Origin of the sequence: Flavobacterium frigoritolerans, from assembly GCF_025847275.1 — a bacterium.
Lineage (GTDB): Bacteria > Bacteroidota > Bacteroidia > Flavobacteriales > Flavobacteriaceae > Flavobacterium > Flavobacterium frigoritolerans.
In genome coordinates, this window is the sequence record NZ_JAOZEV010000026.1 from 14,471 (window position 1) to 33,531 (window position 19,061).

Consider the following 19,061-nt stretch of genomic DNA (forward strand, 5'->3'; position numbering starts at 1 on the left):
TAAAGCAACCTATATCATAATAGGTTGCTTTTTTTATACAGTTCTTTTCCGTCTGCATCGAGAATTAAAAGCCCTTTAAAATGCTTTTTATCGGTGTTTAAAAACCATGCGTCTAGCTTCGTTTTTAACCAATCTTCTTTTAATTGACTTTCCCTGGTTAACATCATTACTGCATATTCACTTTTCGCAGCTGCATCTTCTAAATGGCGTTTAATATGTTTTCCATTACCTGTCAGATATTTTAACTCCACAACCGTGTCCTTTCCATTTATCTGAATCAAAGCATCAGGATTTTTTGCACCTATTTGTTCATGCCATCTTTTAGGGTAAAACTTCTTCTTTAAATCCAACTCTTTATCACTGATGTTTGGCAATAATTCAATTTTGCTTATTGATTTATACTTATCTATGAGTGTATTGGTAATAATCTTATTGTTATGCAATTCGTGCGCCTCATGCAAAACATGGGTCAAAACTGGTGTTTCTTTGTATCTTTCAACTCTAAAAGCATCTTCGGTTGGGATGTGCTTTAATGTTTTTATCAATACGTGTTCTGGAATATCTTCGTAGTATGGATGCCCCTTTGGGAAAACCAATTTACTTTCTGCTAGATTTGTTTGAAACATTTTTGGAATAGCTACATTAGGGGTTTTATTCGCTGGTGTAGTACTAATTTCCAATGTCTGAACGGCCTCACATCTACATCCCCAACCATTTGGTGGGTAATGGGTTTTCCAAAAAACATCTTGAATTGCCTTAATGATACCATCAAGCACTTGATGCTCACTCCGTACATATTTATCTCCAACGGTTTGGTATTCTAAATTTGGAATAGTGTCCTTGTCTTGTTGGAACTCTGTCCAACGCGCAGCGTTCTGACTACTTGCTATAGCAGTATTAACCTCAGTTTCTATCCAATTTTCATTGTATAATCCAATAACTTTTGATGCCTCTTTTTTGAAATCTGAAAGAGAGCGTAACTCTCCTTTTTCATCCTTTAACAAAAGAGTTAAATCCCGTAACTCCTGATAATTTTTAGCACTCGAAAATTGCCACACGTCCTGAGTTAAACGCTGTATCATTTCAGTATCAGGAGCATTCCAAACAGGCTTGATTTCGCTATATGCTTTAATAACTGTACTGGTCAGTTCCTTAGCCGTTATGCTGGTAAGTTCTGCGTTATAATTGGATTCGTACCCGTCTTTAATAACCCTGTTTATCGCTTCATTTACAGCATCGATATACTCTTTTGAGGGGTTTTCTCCACTGGCTTTGTGAACTTTGCCTTTACATTTTGGGCAAACATCAGCGTATAATTCGGGGCTAACCGTTTGCTCCTGACCTTTAGCGGTAGGCAACTTGTCGTTAACCCCTATCGAAAATTTTCAAATAATCCTTTAGCCTTTGGGTTCTTTTCTTCTTTTCCTTTTGGTGGTTCGCTCCCAGTGTTTTTAACTCCAGTAATCGGAAGGTTAAAAGTTTTAGCTACCCATTCTGGATCAAGGTCATATTTTTCAGTTGCCTCATTAACCATTTTCCAATGTGCTGCCAAACTCATCGCTTCGGTTTCGTCAAATACAAATTTCATTTTTGTATTGTCAAACGGAAGTCCCATAGCTTGCAATACTGGAAACAATTGATCGTTGACAATAAATGAAATGAAACGTTTGTCATTAGTAGCAATCTTATCATCGAGTGTTCGTTCATGTACTTCTGTTTGGCTTCGATTCCCAGCCGTGTCGGTCATGGTTGCACTACCAATAATTGGTTTACTGATTTGCTCATCATGCAAACGGATTTGTTTTTCATAGGTATTGACAGGGTTACCTGCATTGGCTAAATCGTGAATTTTAATGTCAGTCCCATGAGGCATAACTGCTTGTGCCGCTTCTCCCAATTGACGGAGCATACTTTCGATTCTTTTAATATCATTTCGATTGGCTGTTGTGGCCGTAATAAGAGGCATTCCGAATTTTTCAGAAAATTCAGCCCATGCCTGCATAGCGTTGCGCTTCCAGATAATATTTGGAATAATACTATTGATAATTCCAAACTTACTTCTATGGTTAATCTCAATTACATTGGGAGCCTCTATATAATTGACATACTTATCTCCATACGCTTCCAAATACATACGTTGGTCAGCTATGGAAACATTACGAAATTTTACTGGTTTGACTTTTATTTTGTCCTCTTTCGTAATTGCATCAACTTCAGTAATCAGTTGTACAACATTGTATTTATGAACAAGTGCATCCAAACATGCTTCTAAAAATTGGTAGAACCATTGTTTGTTGAGCAATAAATTTTGTTCGTCCAATTGGTCACCAGTAGCAATATCCGCTACATAAAAGCGATGATTTAAAGTTGCAGAATCACGAATGAGTAAAACAGATTCCACATGTCCGTCAATAATCATATCATCTATTAAATCTTGCATCAATGCCCAACGAGGTTCTGTTGGATGTTCTGCAGCTGTCATGGCTTGACGCCATTTTTGTATGTCTTTACGGGTTCTATCCTGAAACTCGGCCACAATAGCTTTAATGATACTTTCGTCCGTTTTCTTAACTGCGCTTTTTGCCTGAACCGCCTGCACTGGAGAATATCTTCTTTTCTTTAAATTCATTTTAAATCTATTTTAAAAATTACCACTTATGATTTTCAGGAGGTCGTGCGCTCCAAATTTTTACTTCAGAAAAGGTTTCTCCCGTATCGTCTTTTAGTTCAGGAAGGTCAGCGGGGATAGCTCCTTTTCCTACTTCTTTTAACCAGTCCAATGCATCCTGATAGCGGTCATCCCTATGTTTAGGAATATCTTTCATTCCTGTTTGGGAGTACAAATGGTATAAGGCGACATCTATTAAAAGAGTAATGATGAATTCATCTCGGGTAATAGCATTAAAAAAGGCTACCAAATCGTAGCGTTTGCCAATGTATTGACGCATCTGGTCAATGGCTGTTTGTTCAGCACGTTTCAATTTTGTCGAATTGTAAAAATCAGTTGCAGTCAACAAACGAATGATCTCGTTTTTGATTAACATTTCGTAATCAGTCTCTTTAATATATCTCATGGATTTTGGTGTATCGTTTATTAAAAATCTCTTTTTTTGTAACTAGTTCTTGAAGCTGTTTGTATTTCAAAACTGCTGACGAAAGTGGCTTTGTTCAAATCTGCAATGTCTGCTTGAACTGCATCGGGTGCATCATCATTAGCTCCACTACCTTTTTCAAATGTTAAATGCTGGTCTATTGCAGTGGTTTGGTCTAAAGTGTCTTTTTCCTCTTCATTCCAGTACACCCTTAATCTCTCAAAGTGTCCTGACCCAGCTTCAATACGTTCATATTTCCCTTCTTTGGGTCTTTTATCAGCTATAACAGGGATATAGTATCCTCGATAATCTCCTTCTGTATCAAAATCACTAACAAACTCATCCATTGCAAAAAGACCTTCGATTTTATAGACAATCGGGTATCGTTGGAGTTTGTGTTTTTCATATAAATCGTACAGCCACGAAGCACATACTTGCCGTGAAGTCTGACGGCAAAATGAAAAGATGACATGAAAATCACGTTTTATTTTCCCCATCAAAAACATGGCTTTATAATCTCCTTTATCCTTGTAGCTTAAATCTCCATACAATTCCAATGCATCGTATTTATCCAGGGAAAGCATTTTACAGTGCTGCATCCATTCAGGTTTGAAAACAGCACCATCCATAAGAGGTGTACACATATATTCGCGCATCCAACTTCGGTAAGGAGTTGCAAGACGTTTTTCCCTCCAGTATAAAGCGGTGTATTTAGCTGGCCAACTAGGTGTGAAATTATCGTCAAGAACTGCCTTGGTCTTGATGTGATGGTATGGATTGGCAAACCCCTGCTTTTTACTTTCGACATTCGCAATTTTAGCAAGCTCGATAAGCTTGGCCAGAATTGAATTTTTATGGATTAAATTATTATTGAAAACAAAGCGTTCCCTTCCTTTATCAAAACATCCCCACAATGTCCCAGTGATATAATCTATTGCTTCACGAATTAATCGGTCGTTGTTGCAACGTTTCAGGGTATCAATATCATCACAACCAATATAATCAGGTCTAAACTCCCCAAATCTTAATCCCCTTGGGTCTTGTCCAAAACCTAAAGCGTGAAAGTGTATTCCGTCTTTAGTTGTGAAATTCCCCTCAGCCCAATCTCCTTGATTAAACTGTTCGCCATAGTCATTAATGAAACGATTGTTATGTTTCAAATTGGCTTGTATGTCAGAAATTAAACGTTTTGCTTTTTCTTCATTTTCACCAATAAGCAACATAAAGTTCAGCTCCTTTTTCACATAAGCTAAATAAAGAGGTACACCTAACATTGTATGTACCGATTTAGCCGAACCTCTGAAGGCATCATTAAGAAGTTTACATACCTTGTTTTTTATAATGATGTTCGATATTTTGACATGAAAGGGAGCCGATTTACAAGTAGCATAATCCACAAAATAATATTCAAACCACTCGATGTAATTTTTTTCCAGTTTGCCTATTCGGGCTGTTTTATCAGCCAAAGATTCGTGTATGTTGATAGTAGTCGCTTTGTCAATTCTCTTGGCATGCGCTTCGTATATCCTTGTTAACTTTTCGTAATTCACTATTGCCATTATCCTTGCATTTGAATTTTATGCAACAAAAATTGCTTGTGTATTGCCGTTTGTTTGGCTGCTTCTTTAGCGTCAATCTGTGAATGAAAAGTGTCTAGTTCCATTAAGACATCCATAACCACCGTCGGGTTGGTTTTTTTAGCCATATAATCAAAGGCTTTCATTACTCTACCCAATGCCACAGAATCAAAAGAAGCAACTCCTCCTTTACTAATATTAATGGCTTCTCTTAACAATAATTTATTGAGTTCTAAAGGACTTCCCTGAAGTAGTTCTTTCGCTTCTTCCCAGTTGTATTTATCCCTCCAACTTGCAATGGTTTTCGGGTGCTTTCCCAACTTCTCAGCAATAGCCTTAATAGTGAAATTTTTCTCTATATAGAGCATTTCCGCAATGTTGATTTCTGCACTTTTTTCTACTAATTCAATCTTTTTCATGATGCAAAAATGCCATTAAAAACACCTATCAAAAATTACTTATGACACTGTGACACAGGATTTTGAGATTCCAAAATTACGCTTGTAGGTTTGCCACTCAAATAAGACAAACATGCAATTTCAATTCATTAAAAACCAAGTAGAAGTAAAAGCACACGGGGATATCTATCCCTATGATATTTCCAACAATGATTTCATCAAAGCAATCGCATTGGCCAAGGAGAAAAAGAGTATTCTATTTATTGATGTTCACTGTTTTGGCGGGTCAGTTATCGAAGGCAATCTTATTTATAACACTCTTATAAATGCTGGAGTTAAAAAGCATCTTGATATTACTGGAATAGCTGCTAGTATGGCAACAGTAATGATGATGGCCGCCGATAAAGTACGAATGAACGATGACTCCTTTATCATGCTGCATCGTCCTACTTGTGCTGTCGAAGGTGATGCCGAAGAACTGCAAGAAACAGCCAAAGTACTTACCTCTATGAGTGGTACAATGGGGAAACGTTACTCGGAAAAGTCAGGTAAAACAATTGACGAAGTCAATGCATTATGGCTTAACGGAAAAGATAATTGGATGGATGCCACCGAAGCTTTGGAAGCTGGGTTAATCGATGAAATTATTGTTACTGGTAGACAGCCTATTTCTAAGGTAGAAGTACTGGCTAATACAAAAGGCATCTTCGAAAAGTTTACTGCAAGATTGAATGTCCCTGCACCTAATTTAAAAAAAACAGATATGAAAAAAGACTTGATCGCCTCTTTAAAATTGGAAGGCGTAAACGAAGCTTCGACCGAACAGGAAATTATCGAAGCAATTAAAAAGCAAAGAACAACTCAGGATGCCACAATTCTTGATTTGCAGAAAAAAGCCGAAGACGATAAAGAAAAGGCTATCGATGATTTGTTAGAAGAGGCCGCTACTGCAGAACAAATTACTGCTGAGCAAAAAGTGACTTACAAAGAGGTTGGTAAAGCCTTAGGCATTGACAAAATGAAAGCCATGTTACCTGCAGGAAAGAAACTTGTAGCTCCAAACGCAAGATTGGATTTGATGATTAAAAGTACTACTACAGGAAATACCGCTGTTGCTAGTGTTGCTACAGCTAATGGAGCTTTTGATATTTCAGCTAAATCTTGGGATGAACTGGCAGCACAATCAGGTGCATTGGAATCAATCGAAGAAAATAAGCCTGAAGTTTTCGCAGCCTTATACAAAGCAAAATGGGGTACAGAGATTAAATAATAAAATCACAAATATAAAAACAGAAAAATAATGGCAGGAGTTTATAAAGAAGTCTGGACAGGAGAACTTGTAAAAACAATCAGTACAGCAGAATCAGGAACATTTTTAGAAACCATCCCTGATAGCTCGCAATATGCGGAAAACGATGTGATTCACTTAGTGGATATTGGTGTGGAGCCAGACGTGTTAATTAACAATACCACTTATCCAATTCCAATTCAAGCACTTGATGATGATGACATCCCGATCAAGTTGGATAAATTCTCAACTAAAACAACACCTATCACAGATGATGAGTTGCACGCATTATCATACGATAAAATAGCAAGCGTTAAGGAGCGTCATGGGTCATCTATTGCGAAATCAAAATTTGCCAAAGCATTGCACTCTTTAGCACCTGCAACTTCTACTGCGGATACACCAGTCATTAAAACAACAGGACCAGTAGTTAACGGAAGAAAAACGTTACTTCCTAAGGATGTTGTATCACTTAAAAAAGCATACAACGATATGGGGATAGCCTCTGATGTAATTTTAGTATTATGTACAGACCACGTTAATGATTTGCTTGCAAACGATCAAAAATTCGAAAAACAATACTACAATTATACGACTGGTGTGATTGCTAACATGTACGGTTTTACCATTTATGAGCACATTTCTTGTCCTGTATTTACTAGCACAGGTGGAAAAGGTTCGCTAGGTTCATTACCAACAGCAACCAACTTCCATGCATCAGTTGCGTATCACAAACCTTATGTTTTTAAATGTACAGGATCAACAAAAATGTACTATTCAAAAGCAGAGAATGATACAGATTTTCAGAGAAACAAAATCAACTTTACACATCGATTTATTGCTATGCCTAAAAAGACAAAAGCAATGGGGGCAATTATGTCTGATGTAGCTTAATCTTAGAAACATGGTAAAAGAAAAACAAATAGCTGTAGCCAAAGAATATTTGGCAGGCAAAACGCTTAAAGGAATTTGGGTCAATTCTGAGGGAGAATTATTCTCTAGCGAAGATTTAGCAAAGAAAAGTGATGAAGATGCTGAATTTGTGAAAAACACAAAAGGAGATGAAACTTCAAAAAAAGAATTATCAGAGGAAGACTTGAAACTTTTGGAAGATACAGAACTGACAAAAGAGAACTATCAGGTAATGGCCTCTTTGATAAAAGCCTTTGAAATAAAAACCACTGACAAAAAAGCGGAAACATTCATTGAGGCTTTGACCCAATTTAAAGAATCTTTAAAAACAGTTTAAAATGAGTTTAAGAGGTGTAAATATAAGCGAAGGTAATATCGGAGTAAACCAATTGGGCGATGCCCGGGAGTTTGGACTTATTGGAAACGGAATTGCCATCGCAGGAAAACTTGACTTAGGTGTGGCGTACATATTACGCCGTATCCAAGATGCGGAAAGCCTCGGGATTACTGCTGAATATGATGATGCAAACAATGTTCATGTACACCGTCATATTTCGGAGTTTTACCGAAATGCTAGACCAGGAAGAAAATTAAACATCATGTTAGTGGCTGATACTATTGCATTAAAAGACATGGTAACAGATGCTAAAAATCTGATTGTAAATGCTGACGGAATGATATCAGATTTGGGTTTCTTTTCTAATTCTACGGCTCCGATTACTTTGATTGACGGCATTCCAACTGGAGTAAGTGAGTGTATTACCGAGTTACAAAAGTTAGCGCAATGGGCTGCTACAAATGATATGCCTTTGCACACTATCGTAGAAGGTTTCGGTATTTCGGACACATTAAGCAATTTGGCTGATTTACGTGACTTTCAAGTCATAGTTGGGGCGCAACCTGTCAAAGTTTCGGCAACTAAGGTAAGTATGGTTATCGCTCAGGACTGGGAACATGCTGAAACATTTAGAGGAAATGCACAAAAATATGCAGATGTAGGTACATTTTTAGGAGTTGTTGCTTCACACGCTTGGAATAGAAACCCTGGAGAAGTTGAAACAAAAAATATTCAAAATGTATCCTTGGGAACTTGGAGGGTTGGCGGTTTGTCGAATCATAAAAAATATACCGAGGTTTTCGAATCCCTTGAAACTTTAAATGACAAAGGATATATCATTCCTGTTAAGTACCAAGGGAAAGCAGGTTACTGGTTTAATGATGGTGCTACAATTGCACCAATTATAATTGATGTACAAGGCAACATGAACCAACATACAATCTATTACTCACATACACTTGATGAGAGTGTAAGAGCCTTACGTCAGGTGTATTTGCCAGAGATTAAAAAACCAGTACCATTAATAGGTGGGTTAATGCCAATTGACATGGTTGAATACTATAACGCCATTGGTGATGCTGTTTTTAAAAAGTTTGCGTCTGCAGGACTTATTAGTGAAGGCAAAACCAATGTAGATCCTCTTAGTGATTTATTAGGAACTAAAATACTAAATGTTCAGTTCACAGTAGTTCCAACTGGAACAATTGACGAACTGGTGGGAAACATAAATCTTAAAACCAGTTTATAATGGCAACAGTAAAAAGAATGCATGAAGTGTACTCGTCTGGTGATGTTACGGTAACCCTTATGGGGATTCATGATATCAACCCGTCAGCCATCGAGTATAATTCAAATTATGCACATGAATACCAACGAGGTTTGCGAAGGGATGCTAGAGGTTGGCGCATGGGAGCTAAGGAAATGGATGCAAAAATCACACTTCCCCTTGATACCATAGCCATTATTGAGAAAGCAGCCCCTGACGGTGATATCGCTTTGATAAGACCGTTTCCAATCATTGTTACTTTTTTTAACACAGAGAACGTTTTAATAAAAGATATAATCACGGCAAAATTTAAAGGTAACGGAAGAACCGTTACCAATGACGGAGAAATCGAAAAAGAATACGAATTATTTCCAACGGAAATCAAATACAATATTTAAAAATGAAAGATACAAAACTACCTGAAGGCATTACTCAAGAAATGATTAATGCAGGAAAAGCAAAAGGGCTTGATGTAAAATTAGCGGAAGTACCAGTTGATGATTATGGAACAACAAGAACCTTTTTGGTTTGTGTGCCGTCGAGAACCGTTTTAGGACAATTTAGAAGATGGATGGATGCTGACCCTAAAAAAGCAGATGATATTTTGGTTAAAAATTGCCTCTTGTCCCACAAAGATGAAGTATTGGCAAATGATGAATTGTTTACAGGAGTTATGGCAACACTATCCGAACTAATTGTTGTTAGAAAAGGTGTCATAAAAAATGTTTAACGCAATTAGAGGATATTCCACTAATTGCGCAGTCAGAAGATATTGACATACTGGAAATGTGCTTTCAAAACGATGCAATGATTCGGTTTTATTTCAAAGAGAATCCTGATTCCTTGGATGATTATGAGTTTGCAAGGAGAATAAAAGAATTAAAATTTCTGTCAGAGCAAGGGATGCTAAAATCAATATAAAAATGAAAGGAAATTTAGGTGATAGGTATAAAAGTGCATTCGGTTTTGTGGCTGCAAATATGAGTACCACTCTAACCGATAACGGTTTTACAGAAGAGGTACAACAACCGCAAAACGTACAAGTATTTCTTCTGGATAATAAAACCAAATTTGACGAAGTGAAATTGTACAGGGACAAAATAGAGTTTGATTTTGCCTTTCGGCAAATAGCTGAAGAATACAATACGGTATTTGCTACTCCTCCAATGCTCGGTTTCAGTCGACAAAAAAAATTGATTGTCACTAGTATCGATAATGTAGATGATATAGAAGTTGTAGAGCGATATAACACTGCACCTTATGACATTGATTGGAAAGGGTTACTTATAGATATGGAAAACCATAGTTTCCCTGCTGACAAACTCAAACAGCTAAATCAAATTTTTAAGCATAACGGTATTTGGAATGTTTCGAGTGAAATTTTTGATGCCTTGGAAATTACCGCTGTGTATATACAGGACATACAAATTGACTTTGTAGAAGGTTTTGAAGATACTATTGCTTACAATTTCAAGATGCGAGCCATTAAAGATTTAGAATACCAACTTTTAAACCAAAAATAAATAATGAAAAAACTCATTTTAATAAGTCTGGGGTTGTTAGCAACCACTTTAATACAGGCATCAACCACCTTAAATGCAAATGTTATGCTGTATTTGAATATGAATTCAAAAACTACAATTGGAAATGTTCAGTTAAACAACATGACCAGTTTTGAAGTTACCCAAACGGTACAAGAGCTGAGCAGTACAGCAAAGCTTATTGTTCCAAAGGCTTATGGGAAAATTGGCCAACAACCTATTTTAGAACTCCTGAAAGTTGGCGACCCAGTAAAGGTAGAATTAGGCTACAATGATAACTATAATGTAGAGTTTGAAGGCTTTTTGAGTGAGATTGAAGCAGACGCACCTTTAATACTCCACTTGGATGACAAGATGTGGCCTTACAAACAGAATAATTGGGTAAAGAACTACCCAAAAGCCAATTTAAAACAAGTACTGCAGGAGTTGTTTTCGGGTCTTACTATAGATTGTCCAGACGTAAATTTAGGTAAGTTCGAAATTGATAATGCCAGTTCTTATCAAGTGATTCAGGATTTGCAAAGCGATCATGGTTTGTATAGTAGGATAAACGGAAATACCTTAAAAGTTGGTTTGGCGTATGATTTTGCAGATACAAGCAAAGTACATGAATACATCATCCGAAAGTATGTCAAGACAAATGATTTAAAGTACAAACGTAAGGAAGATATGCAGGTGCGATTTAAGGCTGTGGCCAATCTCCCAAACGGTAAAAAGAAAACGGTCACCGTGGGGTCAAAACTTCCCAATGCAAGTGAGAAAACTTTAAATTTTGCAGGAGATTTTTCGGAAAAAGAACTTAAAGAAAAAGCGGAAGCCGTGTTGGCTAAAGCTGTTTTCGATGGTTATACAGGTTCAATCACAGGATATGGTAACCCCTTGACTAAAGCAGGAGATTGTTTGAAAATAATTGACGAACAAAACCCAGAACGTGAAGGAACTTATATGATAGAAACCGTTGAAGTGGCCTATAACGATAATGGCTTCAGTAGAAAAAATAGCTTGAGCTATAAAGTTTATTAATCCTTAAAAATTGGAAAATGTCTGATGTTGATGAGTTATTTACCCGTGTTATAAAAAGGCAGATTAAGGGTAACCAATTCAATCAGGTTATAACTGGAATGGCAGTTGATATTAACGAAACAACCTGTACTGTAAAACGTGAAGGATCGCCTGATTTGACAGATGTTCGCCTTGATGCTATTGATGATACTATTGAAAATCAGTTCACAGTCTTTCCAAAAGAAGGGTCTTTTGTCCTCGTTGGCATTGTGGACGGTTTAAAAACTCAAGCTGTTGTTTTAAGGTGCTCGGAAGTAGAGCACATCAAAATAAAATGCGGAGGAGTTTCACTAATTGAAACTTTCTCCAAGTTTATTGAAGAAATCAATAATGCAATTATCAATACACCTGCAGGAGCTGGAACGGTGAGTTCTGCGACGGTTATGAAATTAAAAGCCGTTGAAAACGATTTTAAAAAAATATTCAAATAATGGCATTAAGCAAATCTATCTTAAAAAATAATCTATTGGCTATTTTTCAAAAAATGACAACTAATGACAATCAACAAAACTCAGTCGAAACCTTAGCCGAAGAGTTGTCAGGAGTTATTTTCGACTTTGTAAAAACAGCAGAAGTAGTGGCGGGACAGAGTGTGAGCACCACTGGAACCGCAGCGGCACAAACTGGAAAAACCACTACTAACGGAACCATTATTTAACATGGAAGGAATTGTTATCAATCAGGATTTTGATTTAAAGATTGAAGTCAAAAAAGATGCATCAGGAAAAATAGTCAGTGGTATATTCCTAGATAATATTGATTATCAAAGATGCCATTTGATTACAATCGCTCAGAAAGGAGAATTCAAAGCCAATCCTACATTAGGATTTGGTATCGAAAATTACATGAGAGACACCGTAATTACCAACAAACAAAAATTTAAAACAGAGCTTCAAAAAGAATTAAAAACTGATGGGGTTACGGCCGATGTTATAGTGTCGGTCGATAGTACTCATTTTAATATTATGCAAAAAAATGACATTACGTGAAAAACAAGTAGTATTCTTAAAAAACTTCGCCTTACTAATTATTTGGGCATCCGAAAACGGATATGAAGTAACCGCAGGTGAGCTGTTCCGAACTGATGAGCAGCATGCTCTAAATGTAAAAAAAGGAACAACAAAAGCAAAAAGAAGTAAGCACCAAGACCGTTTGGCGGGTGACTTGAACTTATTTTTAAAAGGGGTCTACCAAACTACCCAAGAACCCTATAAAGCATTAGCCGTTAAATGGAAATCGCTCCATCCTAGTAATGTGGCTGGCTACGATTGGGGTTGGGATGCGAATCATTTTGAAATGACTTAATGTGATGGATGGAATTTTAACCGAAGCTATTACAGCAATTGTAACAATGATAATCATGTACATCATTAATTATCGAAAAAATAAAATAGAAAATGAAAGCAAGGAATTAACGTCAGTAAAAACCGCAATTGAGATTTGGCAAAAAACGGCTGATGATTTGCAAAAAGAGACAAAAGAACTTCGAGAAGACATGTCACTTATTCGTAAAGAAAACAGCCGTTTGCATACCGCAATAGCGAAATTGACTAAAGCCTTGCAAAAATTTGATGCCGATTTGGCTAACGAAATTAATAATGAAATCAACAATGAAAAATAGCATTTTAGCATTAGTAGTTCTTTTCCTTTTATTGGGATGTAGAAGCGTAAAAAACACACAACAGGTAATTGAAAAACAAAAAGATAGCATTAGTTATGTTGAACGTGTTAAAATTGATACGCTTCGCATTCCAGGAGATGTTATTTCGGTTAAAATTCCATGCGACCAATTGACTAACCAAAGTTTTTCTAAAGGCAGAGCGAAGGTAAAAATAGAACCCAAAGGCAATGGCTACACTCTAATTGTAAGCTGTGATAGTATTGAAAAGTTAATCCTGAGTAAAAACATTGAGATTAACAGGTTATCAAATTTATTAAAAGATAATACTCAGACCAAAGTCATTGAACTCAGTAAATGGCAATCCTTTTGGATTATCGTTGGCAAATTATTGACAGTTATTTTAATCTTAATCTTATCATGGAAATTCTTGCGTTAGAGGGACAAAGTTTTTTAGACCTAGCCATACAAGGCGGTTCGTTGGAAGCCATTTTTGAAATAAACCCTAATATCTCTATTACTAATATTCCTGTAATCGGCGAAAAGTACAATATTGCAATTCATGATGTACCAATTGCCAATTATTACCAAAGACATATAATTGAACCAGCTACGGCATTAAGTGAAAATGATTTATCAATTATCATTCCTGATGATGGTATTGGCGCAATGATAATAGAAAACACCTTTATTATAAGATAATGGCAAGAAAACAAACAGAAGTTAAAAAAGAGATTACAACCGCATTTATGAGCAATGCTGTTTTGGCAACTAAGTATGGATTTGAATTAAATGCTGATTTTGAAGAGGTGTTTTCAAAAGTTTCAATTGAAAACATTTGGTTTGAGATTGTTGCATTCAGTTGTTGGACATTGGAAGTCATATATGACTTTCATAAGCAAGAGGTTGACGAAAAGTTGGCAAATCAAAAATCAGGTACATTGCCTTGGTACCGTACTATGGCATTAAAATTCCAGTACGGTTTTGACTTAGTGCCAGATCACGATTATTTTGACAATGCAAACGCTACACCTGACCAAATAGAAAACTCAAAAATTATTAAATACGCGGCTGTTGGAGAATCAGAACTCGAAAGCCGTGTTATTATTAAAATTGCTGGTGAGACTGAAAATAAACTTTCCCCAATTGCTCCAGCTCAAAAAGAAGCTTTTGAATTTTCGTATATGAAAGAGGTTAAATGGGCAGGAGTAAAGATTACAGTAATCAATTACAAGCCCGATAAGTTGTTTTTAGAGATGTTGATTAAACGTGATGCATTGGTATTAAACGACAAAGGAATGAGTATTTTAAATGCCAATTACCCTGTAACAGACGCTATTTTGGAATACATGAAAGAACTCCCATTTGATGGGGAGTTGCGATTATCTGCATTGGTAGATAAGATTCAAAAAGTACCAGGAGTTTTAGATGCTACAATCATAAGCGCACAAAGTGCCTGGATTAATCCTGACAATGATGATTATGATTCTCCTCAGCCAATTTCAATAGCAAAAGTGCCGGAAAGCGGGTATTTTTTTATAGAGGATTTTAGTAAAATTACCTATTATGTGGTATAAGATAAACTATAACCAACTTGGAATTTTAATGTTACCTACATTCTTGAGAAAAGGGATTATGGTATCATTTGTTCAGGTATTGTTAAAACCAATAGGTTCTTGCTATACAATTTGGCATGATTGGCGATTGAAAAACATTTATAAAATTGAACACTCTGGCCAAATCTGTTATTTACGAAAATCACTTAATGATGATTTTGACACTGTCTCTAGAAGAATTCGAATTGGAGAAGGTAACTTGAATAATACAACTTACATCTATACGGAAGTTGAAGACAAAATAACTCGAATATTTACAGAAAGTGAAAATAAAATCTTTTGGCTACGAACAGAATCCGAAACTGCTGATACTGGCTTTGATTTTATTGTTTGGGTTCCTGCAGAAGTATATAGAGATTCTTTTTTCGGGTTAGACGCACACATAAAATTTTACAAAGCTGGCGGTAAACGTTATAAAATATTAATCGATGAATAGATCTTATTTCAATCAAACAAACGGCTACCCGTTAAACACCGAAAGGCTTCAAGAGCTTCAAACTGCTTATGAAATCTTTAACTCATTAGGGAGTATTGCTGGTGACTTCACTATAATTTCGGGCTGTGTTCAGTCAGGAACTACTATACAAAACGGTTTTGTTTTCATTAATGGTGAACTACTAGAATTTGTATCCGCTGCTGTAACACCTACCTCGACAGTTATCATTGTAGAAACCCCAGTAACACGACCTTTTGAAACGGGTCCCGATAAAGTTGTCTACATCAAACGTCATGTGACTTTTGGAACTGCCGATATTTCATGGCCTTGGAGTTTATTTAAACGCCCTATACAAACAAAAGACATTCAAGATGCATTAGACAAAAAACAAGATAAGACATCTGCTGGTGGGGATTTATTAACTCGAATAGAAGTACTCGAAAAGAAAAATGCTGTTTTTCAAGCTGGGGGTGGTATGGTTCTTTGGAATAAACCTGCAAACCAAATACCTACTGGATGGGCAGAAGTTGTTAATTGGCGTGGACGCATTCCTGTTGGTTTTGATGCTTCTCAACCTGAGTTCAGTAATATGGGTAAAATGGGCGGAAATAAAAACAAAAACCTTGAAATCGCTGAATTACCAGAACACAATTTTAGCTATAAAGATTCATATTTTTTAAGCGACGAGATATCAAATAATTATATATCTGGCCGTGAAGATACTGGAAGAACTTATTACGCCACAGCATCTGCCGATAATAATAACAGGTATTTATATTATAAAAATAGAATATCAGAGAATGTAGGATCAAATCAAGCCTTTTCATTGCTTAACCCTTACAGAGTAGTATTATTCATAGAATATATAGGATAAACATGGCAACAAACATAAACACAATCTTAAGTTGGTTTAAAACTGGTTTGAAACCTACACAAGCACAATTTTGGGCTTCGTGGACTTCATTTTGGCATAAAGACGAGATGATTCCACAGAGCAGTATAAACAATCTTACAACTGTTTTAAATGCGAAAACAGAAAACGACCAATTTAATGCACATAAAAGTGATCCAAATGCACACCCGAACTTAATTTTAAAAGCTAGGATAATTCCAATTGGAGGGTTACTGATTTTTAAAGTCGCACCAAACGAGAATGAAGCCGAAAAAGAACCAGGAGATTATTGCATGGGATTAGTTGAAGATTCTTTTATCAGTGGTAATTGGAACGGTGCAAACGATCAATTGAAATCTTCTTACGTTTAATACTAATCAACTAAATATATGAAACTAAAAAAAAGAATTAAAGATTTAGAGATCGAAATCTCTGAGCTAAAAAAACAAGTTCAAAACAGCAGTGTCACAATCACTGATTCCTGTAATCCCAATTCAAAAGTAATTATCAGTCTAAACGATGGAGTGTTTATGATTGGAAAAACAACCTTAACATTAACTCCTCAAATAATCCTTAAAGACAATAAATAATTTATGAAAAAATTACTCTTATTTTTAGTCCTGATAGTTACAATTAATGTATCAGCACAATCAACAACCTGGTTTAGCAAACCATTAGAATTAGACAATGTACCCGCTAGTGCTTTAAAATCAGACAGTGTTTTAGTGCGTGGTACTGATAAAATTATAAAGTTCGTTCCAAGAAGTGAATTTGGAGGTGCAGAACAAGTTAACGCTGACTGGAATGCAAAAGGTGGTATTTCCGAAATTTTGAATAAACCAGAAATTCCAGATGTTTCATGGTTACAAACTCAAATTGATAGTAAACAACCAATGCTTGCTGACAATGTCAACATAAAAACCATCAATGGGAACTCATTGTTAGGAACTGGTGATATCCCTATAGGGAATGAACCAACTCATAAAACTTTTGCATGCTATTTTACTAAAAATTTCAAGCCTATACCTACTACACAAGTAATATATAATGATACAGGAGCTACTATAACTTGGGAAGCGCTAGAAAGCCCAGGACAATATGTAGGCACTTTTTCTTTAGATTTATTTGATGAAAATGCTCGTAAATACCCAATTTTCATTGTTGGAAACACAAATATTGGAGAGATTGTAAGAGTATCTACATTTGGACCTAATAAAATTTTTGTTAATACAAATACAATGGCTAATGTAGTTAATGGAGGAGGGGATCCTGCTATAGAAGTATATGGAGTACATATAAAGATAGAGATTTACGAATAATACAAAAGTACTTTAATTTAAAAAAAATAATAAAATGGACAAATTTTTAAATCTTATTTTAGGCACAACAGATGTGCCAACTTACTTAGCAGGACTATTATTTGCTTTAATTGGATTGGCATTTTACTACAAAGGCAAAATTGCCAAACGTGATAAAACTTCAAACAATACACCTTATCAGTTTTCATGGGGATTTTTTACACAAGATAACTTAGTCGAAATTGTATTTTCTCTTTTGGCGATTTTCTTAGCATTAAGATTTTCAGTAGAGTATTTCGGAGTAGATATCACAATGTTTTTCTCTCTGGGTGTTGGCTGGACATTGCCGAAAGTAATTGCTTTAATGTATAAAATTCAAGATAAAGCAAGAGAGTAGTTCCTAAGGAGGTAGGAAATAAAAAAAGCCCTCCGATTTTAAATAGCTTCTGACACTAATTTAAAAAACTCACGCATTACACGGAATCGGAGGACAAAAGTCTTCTGGTTTAGTGTAATGCGTTTTTTATTATAGTGTCAGAGTTGCAAATATACACAATCATCAATCATCAATCAAAAAAAGAATAGAATTATAAATGAATAAGTACCATCAAACACTAAATAAGATTATAACGAAAGGCAAGCGCCAGGAGAATAAAAAAGGTGCAATAACATTCTTGCACAATCAAGTTTTAAAACTAAAACCAATTGACCTATTAGACCTTTTTGAGGGGCATTCAGTTGCAAAAAAGAAACTAAAGGATGAATTAACATTGTTTATGGCTGGTGAAAGGTCAACTGAAGCGTATAGAGAAATCGGAGTAAGTTGGTGGGATTATTGTGGTCCTATTTTAGTAAATAGTTACCCGACATATTTGGAGAAGCTACCAAAGCTAATAGAGAAGATTAACCAGGAGAAAAGAACCTCAAAGAACTATGTATTATTTCTTGGCTCAAATGATACTGAAAGTAACCAACAGCCCTGTTTAAGTTTAATCCAATTTCAAATCGAAAAGGGTAAACTGATAATTAGCGCATATCAGCGTAGTTCTGACGCTAATCTAGGCTTACCCTCGGATATCTACCATTTGTATCTTATTTCGAAGAAAATTGACATCCAGTTAAAGAGCATCACATTGTTTTTAGGAAATGTGCACGTGTATGATAATAATATCGACATTACGAAAGAATTGTTAAATGGAAATAATGTCAAATTCAATCTAAATGTTGAATAATTATTAATTTCAATAACACTATAAATATAGTGATTAATAGTTTATTAATCTAATTTTCAGGTATAAAAAAACCTCTAAAATTAGAGGTTTTTTTGTTTTTTAAATGGTGTTTAAACTCGATTTAAGCAGTGTTTTTTTAATCACCTACTATCAAGTAATCAATACGGCATTTAGTTACAATGTTCATTCCATCCCTTTCCAAAACTTTTTTGACTGCTGTTTTTGCTTTTTCCATGTCAGAGGCGCATACAAGCATTGATATTTGAAAAGATTCGTATTTTAATGAAGGCATTGCAGTTAATATAGGGTTTTTATCAGAATATGAATACTCTGAATGTGACATGTAATACCTTTTTCCTAACGTAGGCAAGTTGTCTTGAATATCTTCCATTTTGTGTGATTTATATAGCAACCAAATGTATAAAAAACTTGATGTAGTTCAAAAAAATGAACATTTCAATTTATATTTGTGTACATTTCAATTTCGCGATTATA

General features: G+C 35.6%; 29 protein-coding genes. 23 read left to right on the top strand and 6 right to left on the bottom strand.

Annotated features, from left to right (window positions below):
• Positions 1-14 precede the first annotated feature (14 nt).
• Genes OIU80_RS19830 through OIU80_RS19850 form a run of 5 tightly spaced genes read right to left on the bottom strand, consistent with a single transcriptional unit; the run spans position 15 to position 5,088 of the window.
• Complete coding sequence (locus OIU80_RS19830; RefSeq protein ID WP_264288705.1) at positions 15-1,358, bottom strand: phage head morphogenesis protein; 1,344 nt, start codon at positions 1,356-1,358, stop codon at positions 15-17.
• A 14-nt stretch (positions 1,359-1,372) separates the two neighbouring features.
• Complete coding sequence (locus OIU80_RS19835) at positions 1,373-2,629, bottom strand: DUF935 domain-containing protein (protein WP_264288706.1); 1,257 nt, start codon at positions 2,627-2,629, stop codon at positions 1,373-1,375.
• Positions 2,630-2,648: 19 nt separating this feature from the next.
• Positions 2,649-3,074 (bottom strand): DUF1320 domain-containing protein, encoded by a 426-nt coding sequence (locus tag OIU80_RS19840; RefSeq protein WP_264288707.1) that lies wholly within the window; start codon positions 3,072-3,074, stop codon positions 2,649-2,651.
• Positions 3,075-3,094: 20 nt separating this feature from the next.
• Positions 3,095-4,651, bottom strand: a complete 1,557-nt coding sequence (locus OIU80_RS19845; RefSeq protein WP_264288708.1) for a hypothetical protein — start codon at positions 4,649-4,651, stop codon at positions 3,095-3,097.
• The gene (locus tag OIU80_RS19850) at positions 4,651-5,088 is read right to left on the bottom strand and encodes a terminase gpP N-terminus-related DNA-binding protein (RefSeq protein WP_264288709.1); all 438 of its coding nucleotides are present in this window, start codon (positions 5,086-5,088) and stop codon (positions 4,651-4,653) included. Before OIU80_RS19850 ends, OIU80_RS19845 begins: the two co-directional genes overlap by 1 nt.
• A gap of 112 nt (positions 5,089-5,200) precedes the next feature.
• Between OIU80_RS19850 and OIU80_RS19855 the strand changes: the two genes are divergently transcribed.
• The 23 genes from OIU80_RS19855 (at position 5,201) to OIU80_RS19965 (ending at position 18,566) form a co-directional block, all read left to right on the top strand.
• Positions 5,201-6,337, top strand: coding sequence for a head maturation protease, ClpP-related (locus OIU80_RS19855; protein WP_264288710.1), 1,137 nt, complete (start codon positions 5,201-5,203; stop codon positions 6,335-6,337).
• A 30-nt stretch (positions 6,338-6,367) separates the two neighbouring features.
• Positions 6,368-7,249, top strand: coding sequence for a hypothetical protein (locus OIU80_RS19860; protein ID WP_264288711.1), 882 nt, complete (start codon positions 6,368-6,370; stop codon positions 7,247-7,249).
• 10 nt (positions 7,250-7,259) lie between these two features.
• Positions 7,260-7,604 carry a hypothetical protein gene (locus OIU80_RS19865; RefSeq protein WP_264288712.1) on the top strand — a complete coding sequence of 115 codons (345 nt, stop codon included), beginning with the start codon at positions 7,260-7,262 and terminating at the stop codon, positions 7,602-7,604.
• Position 7,605: 1 nt separating this feature from the next.
• Complete coding sequence (locus OIU80_RS19870; protein WP_264288713.1) at positions 7,606-8,853, top strand: DUF2586 family protein; 1,248 nt, start codon at positions 7,606-7,608, stop codon at positions 8,851-8,853.
• 17 nt (positions 8,854-8,870) lie between these two features.
• Positions 8,871-9,269 (top strand): hypothetical protein, encoded by a 399-nt coding sequence (locus tag OIU80_RS19875; RefSeq protein WP_264288714.1) that lies wholly within the window; start codon positions 8,871-8,873, stop codon positions 9,267-9,269.
• Positions 9,270-9,271: 2 nt separating this feature from the next.
• Complete coding sequence (locus OIU80_RS19880; protein ID WP_264288715.1) at positions 9,272-9,601, top strand: hypothetical protein; 330 nt, start codon at positions 9,272-9,274, stop codon at positions 9,599-9,601.
• Positions 9,602-9,794: 193 nt separating this feature from the next.
• On the top strand, positions 9,795-10,394 hold the full coding sequence (locus tag OIU80_RS19885; protein WP_264288716.1) for a DUF6046 domain-containing protein: 600 nt from the start codon (positions 9,795-9,797) through the stop codon (positions 10,392-10,394).
• A 3-nt stretch (positions 10,395-10,397) separates the two neighbouring features.
• Positions 10,398-11,435 (top strand): hypothetical protein, encoded by a 1,038-nt coding sequence (locus tag OIU80_RS19890; RefSeq protein WP_264288717.1) that lies wholly within the window; start codon positions 10,398-10,400, stop codon positions 11,433-11,435.
• A gap of 17 nt (positions 11,436-11,452) precedes the next feature.
• Positions 11,453-11,905, top strand: a complete 453-nt coding sequence (locus OIU80_RS19895) for a hypothetical protein (protein ID WP_264288718.1) — start codon at positions 11,453-11,455, stop codon at positions 11,903-11,905.
• Positions 11,905-12,132 (top strand): hypothetical protein, encoded by a 228-nt coding sequence (locus OIU80_RS19900; protein WP_264288719.1) that lies wholly within the window; start codon positions 11,905-11,907, stop codon positions 12,130-12,132. The genes OIU80_RS19895 and OIU80_RS19900 overlap by 1 nt, the downstream gene beginning before the upstream one ends.
• A gap of 1 nt (position 12,133) precedes the next feature.
• Positions 12,134-12,463, top strand: a complete 330-nt coding sequence (locus OIU80_RS19905) for a hypothetical protein (RefSeq protein ID WP_264288720.1) — start codon at positions 12,134-12,136, stop codon at positions 12,461-12,463.
• Positions 12,450-12,779, top strand: a complete 330-nt coding sequence (locus tag OIU80_RS19910; RefSeq protein ID WP_264288721.1) for a M15 family metallopeptidase domain-containing protein — start codon at positions 12,450-12,452, stop codon at positions 12,777-12,779. The genes OIU80_RS19905 and OIU80_RS19910 overlap by 14 nt, the downstream gene beginning before the upstream one ends.
• A gap of 4 nt (positions 12,780-12,783) precedes the next feature.
• On the top strand, positions 12,784-13,095 hold the full coding sequence (locus tag OIU80_RS19915; protein ID WP_264288722.1) for a hypothetical protein: 312 nt from the start codon (positions 12,784-12,786) through the stop codon (positions 13,093-13,095).
• The gene (locus tag OIU80_RS19920; protein WP_264288723.1) at positions 13,085-13,531 is read left to right on the top strand and encodes a hypothetical protein; all 447 of its coding nucleotides are present in this window, start codon (positions 13,085-13,087) and stop codon (positions 13,529-13,531) included. Before OIU80_RS19915 ends, OIU80_RS19920 begins: the two co-directional genes overlap by 11 nt.
• Positions 13,513-13,794: a hypothetical protein gene (locus tag OIU80_RS19925; protein ID WP_264288724.1), complete on the top strand. Its 282-nt coding sequence runs from the start codon at positions 13,513-13,515 to the stop codon at positions 13,792-13,794. The genes OIU80_RS19920 and OIU80_RS19925 overlap by 19 nt, the downstream gene beginning before the upstream one ends.
• Positions 13,794-14,669 (top strand): nucleotidyltransferase, encoded by an 876-nt coding sequence (locus OIU80_RS19930; RefSeq protein WP_264288725.1) that lies wholly within the window; start codon positions 13,794-13,796, stop codon positions 14,667-14,669. The genes OIU80_RS19925 and OIU80_RS19930 overlap by 1 nt, the downstream gene beginning before the upstream one ends.
• Positions 14,659-15,144, top strand: coding sequence for a hypothetical protein (locus OIU80_RS19935; protein ID WP_264288726.1), 486 nt, complete (start codon positions 14,659-14,661; stop codon positions 15,142-15,144). Before OIU80_RS19930 ends, OIU80_RS19935 begins: the two co-directional genes overlap by 11 nt.
• Positions 15,137-16,018, top strand: a complete 882-nt coding sequence (locus OIU80_RS19940; RefSeq protein WP_264288727.1) for a phage baseplate protein — start codon at positions 15,137-15,139, stop codon at positions 16,016-16,018. The genes OIU80_RS19935 and OIU80_RS19940 overlap by 8 nt, the downstream gene beginning before the upstream one ends.
• A gap of 2 nt (positions 16,019-16,020) precedes the next feature.
• Complete coding sequence (locus OIU80_RS19945; RefSeq protein WP_264288728.1) at positions 16,021-16,407, top strand: hypothetical protein; 387 nt, start codon at positions 16,021-16,023, stop codon at positions 16,405-16,407.
• Between the two features lie 18 nt (positions 16,408-16,425).
• Positions 16,426-16,626 (top strand): hypothetical protein, encoded by a 201-nt coding sequence (locus OIU80_RS19950; RefSeq protein ID WP_264288729.1) that lies wholly within the window; start codon positions 16,426-16,428, stop codon positions 16,624-16,626.
• A gap of 3 nt (positions 16,627-16,629) precedes the next feature.
• Entirely contained in the window at positions 16,630-17,355 is a 726-nt protein-coding gene (locus OIU80_RS19955; RefSeq protein ID WP_264288730.1) for a hypothetical protein, read from the top strand.
• Positions 17,356-17,389: 34 nt separating this feature from the next.
• The gene (locus tag OIU80_RS19960) at positions 17,390-17,731 is read left to right on the top strand and encodes a hypothetical protein (protein ID WP_264288731.1); all 342 of its coding nucleotides are present in this window, start codon (positions 17,390-17,392) and stop codon (positions 17,729-17,731) included.
• A 196-nt stretch (positions 17,732-17,927) separates the two neighbouring features.
• Positions 17,928-18,566 carry a thymidylate synthase gene (locus OIU80_RS19965; RefSeq protein WP_264288732.1) on the top strand — a complete coding sequence of 213 codons (639 nt, stop codon included), beginning with the start codon at positions 17,928-17,930 and terminating at the stop codon, positions 18,564-18,566.
• A 136-nt stretch (positions 18,567-18,702) separates the two neighbouring features.
• Here the strand turns inward: OIU80_RS19965 and OIU80_RS19970 are convergent, their stop codons facing one another.
• On the bottom strand, positions 18,703-18,909 hold the full coding sequence (locus OIU80_RS19970; RefSeq protein WP_264288733.1) for a hypothetical protein: 207 nt from the start codon (positions 18,907-18,909) through the stop codon (positions 18,703-18,705).
• Positions 18,910-19,061: the final 152 nt, after the last annotated feature.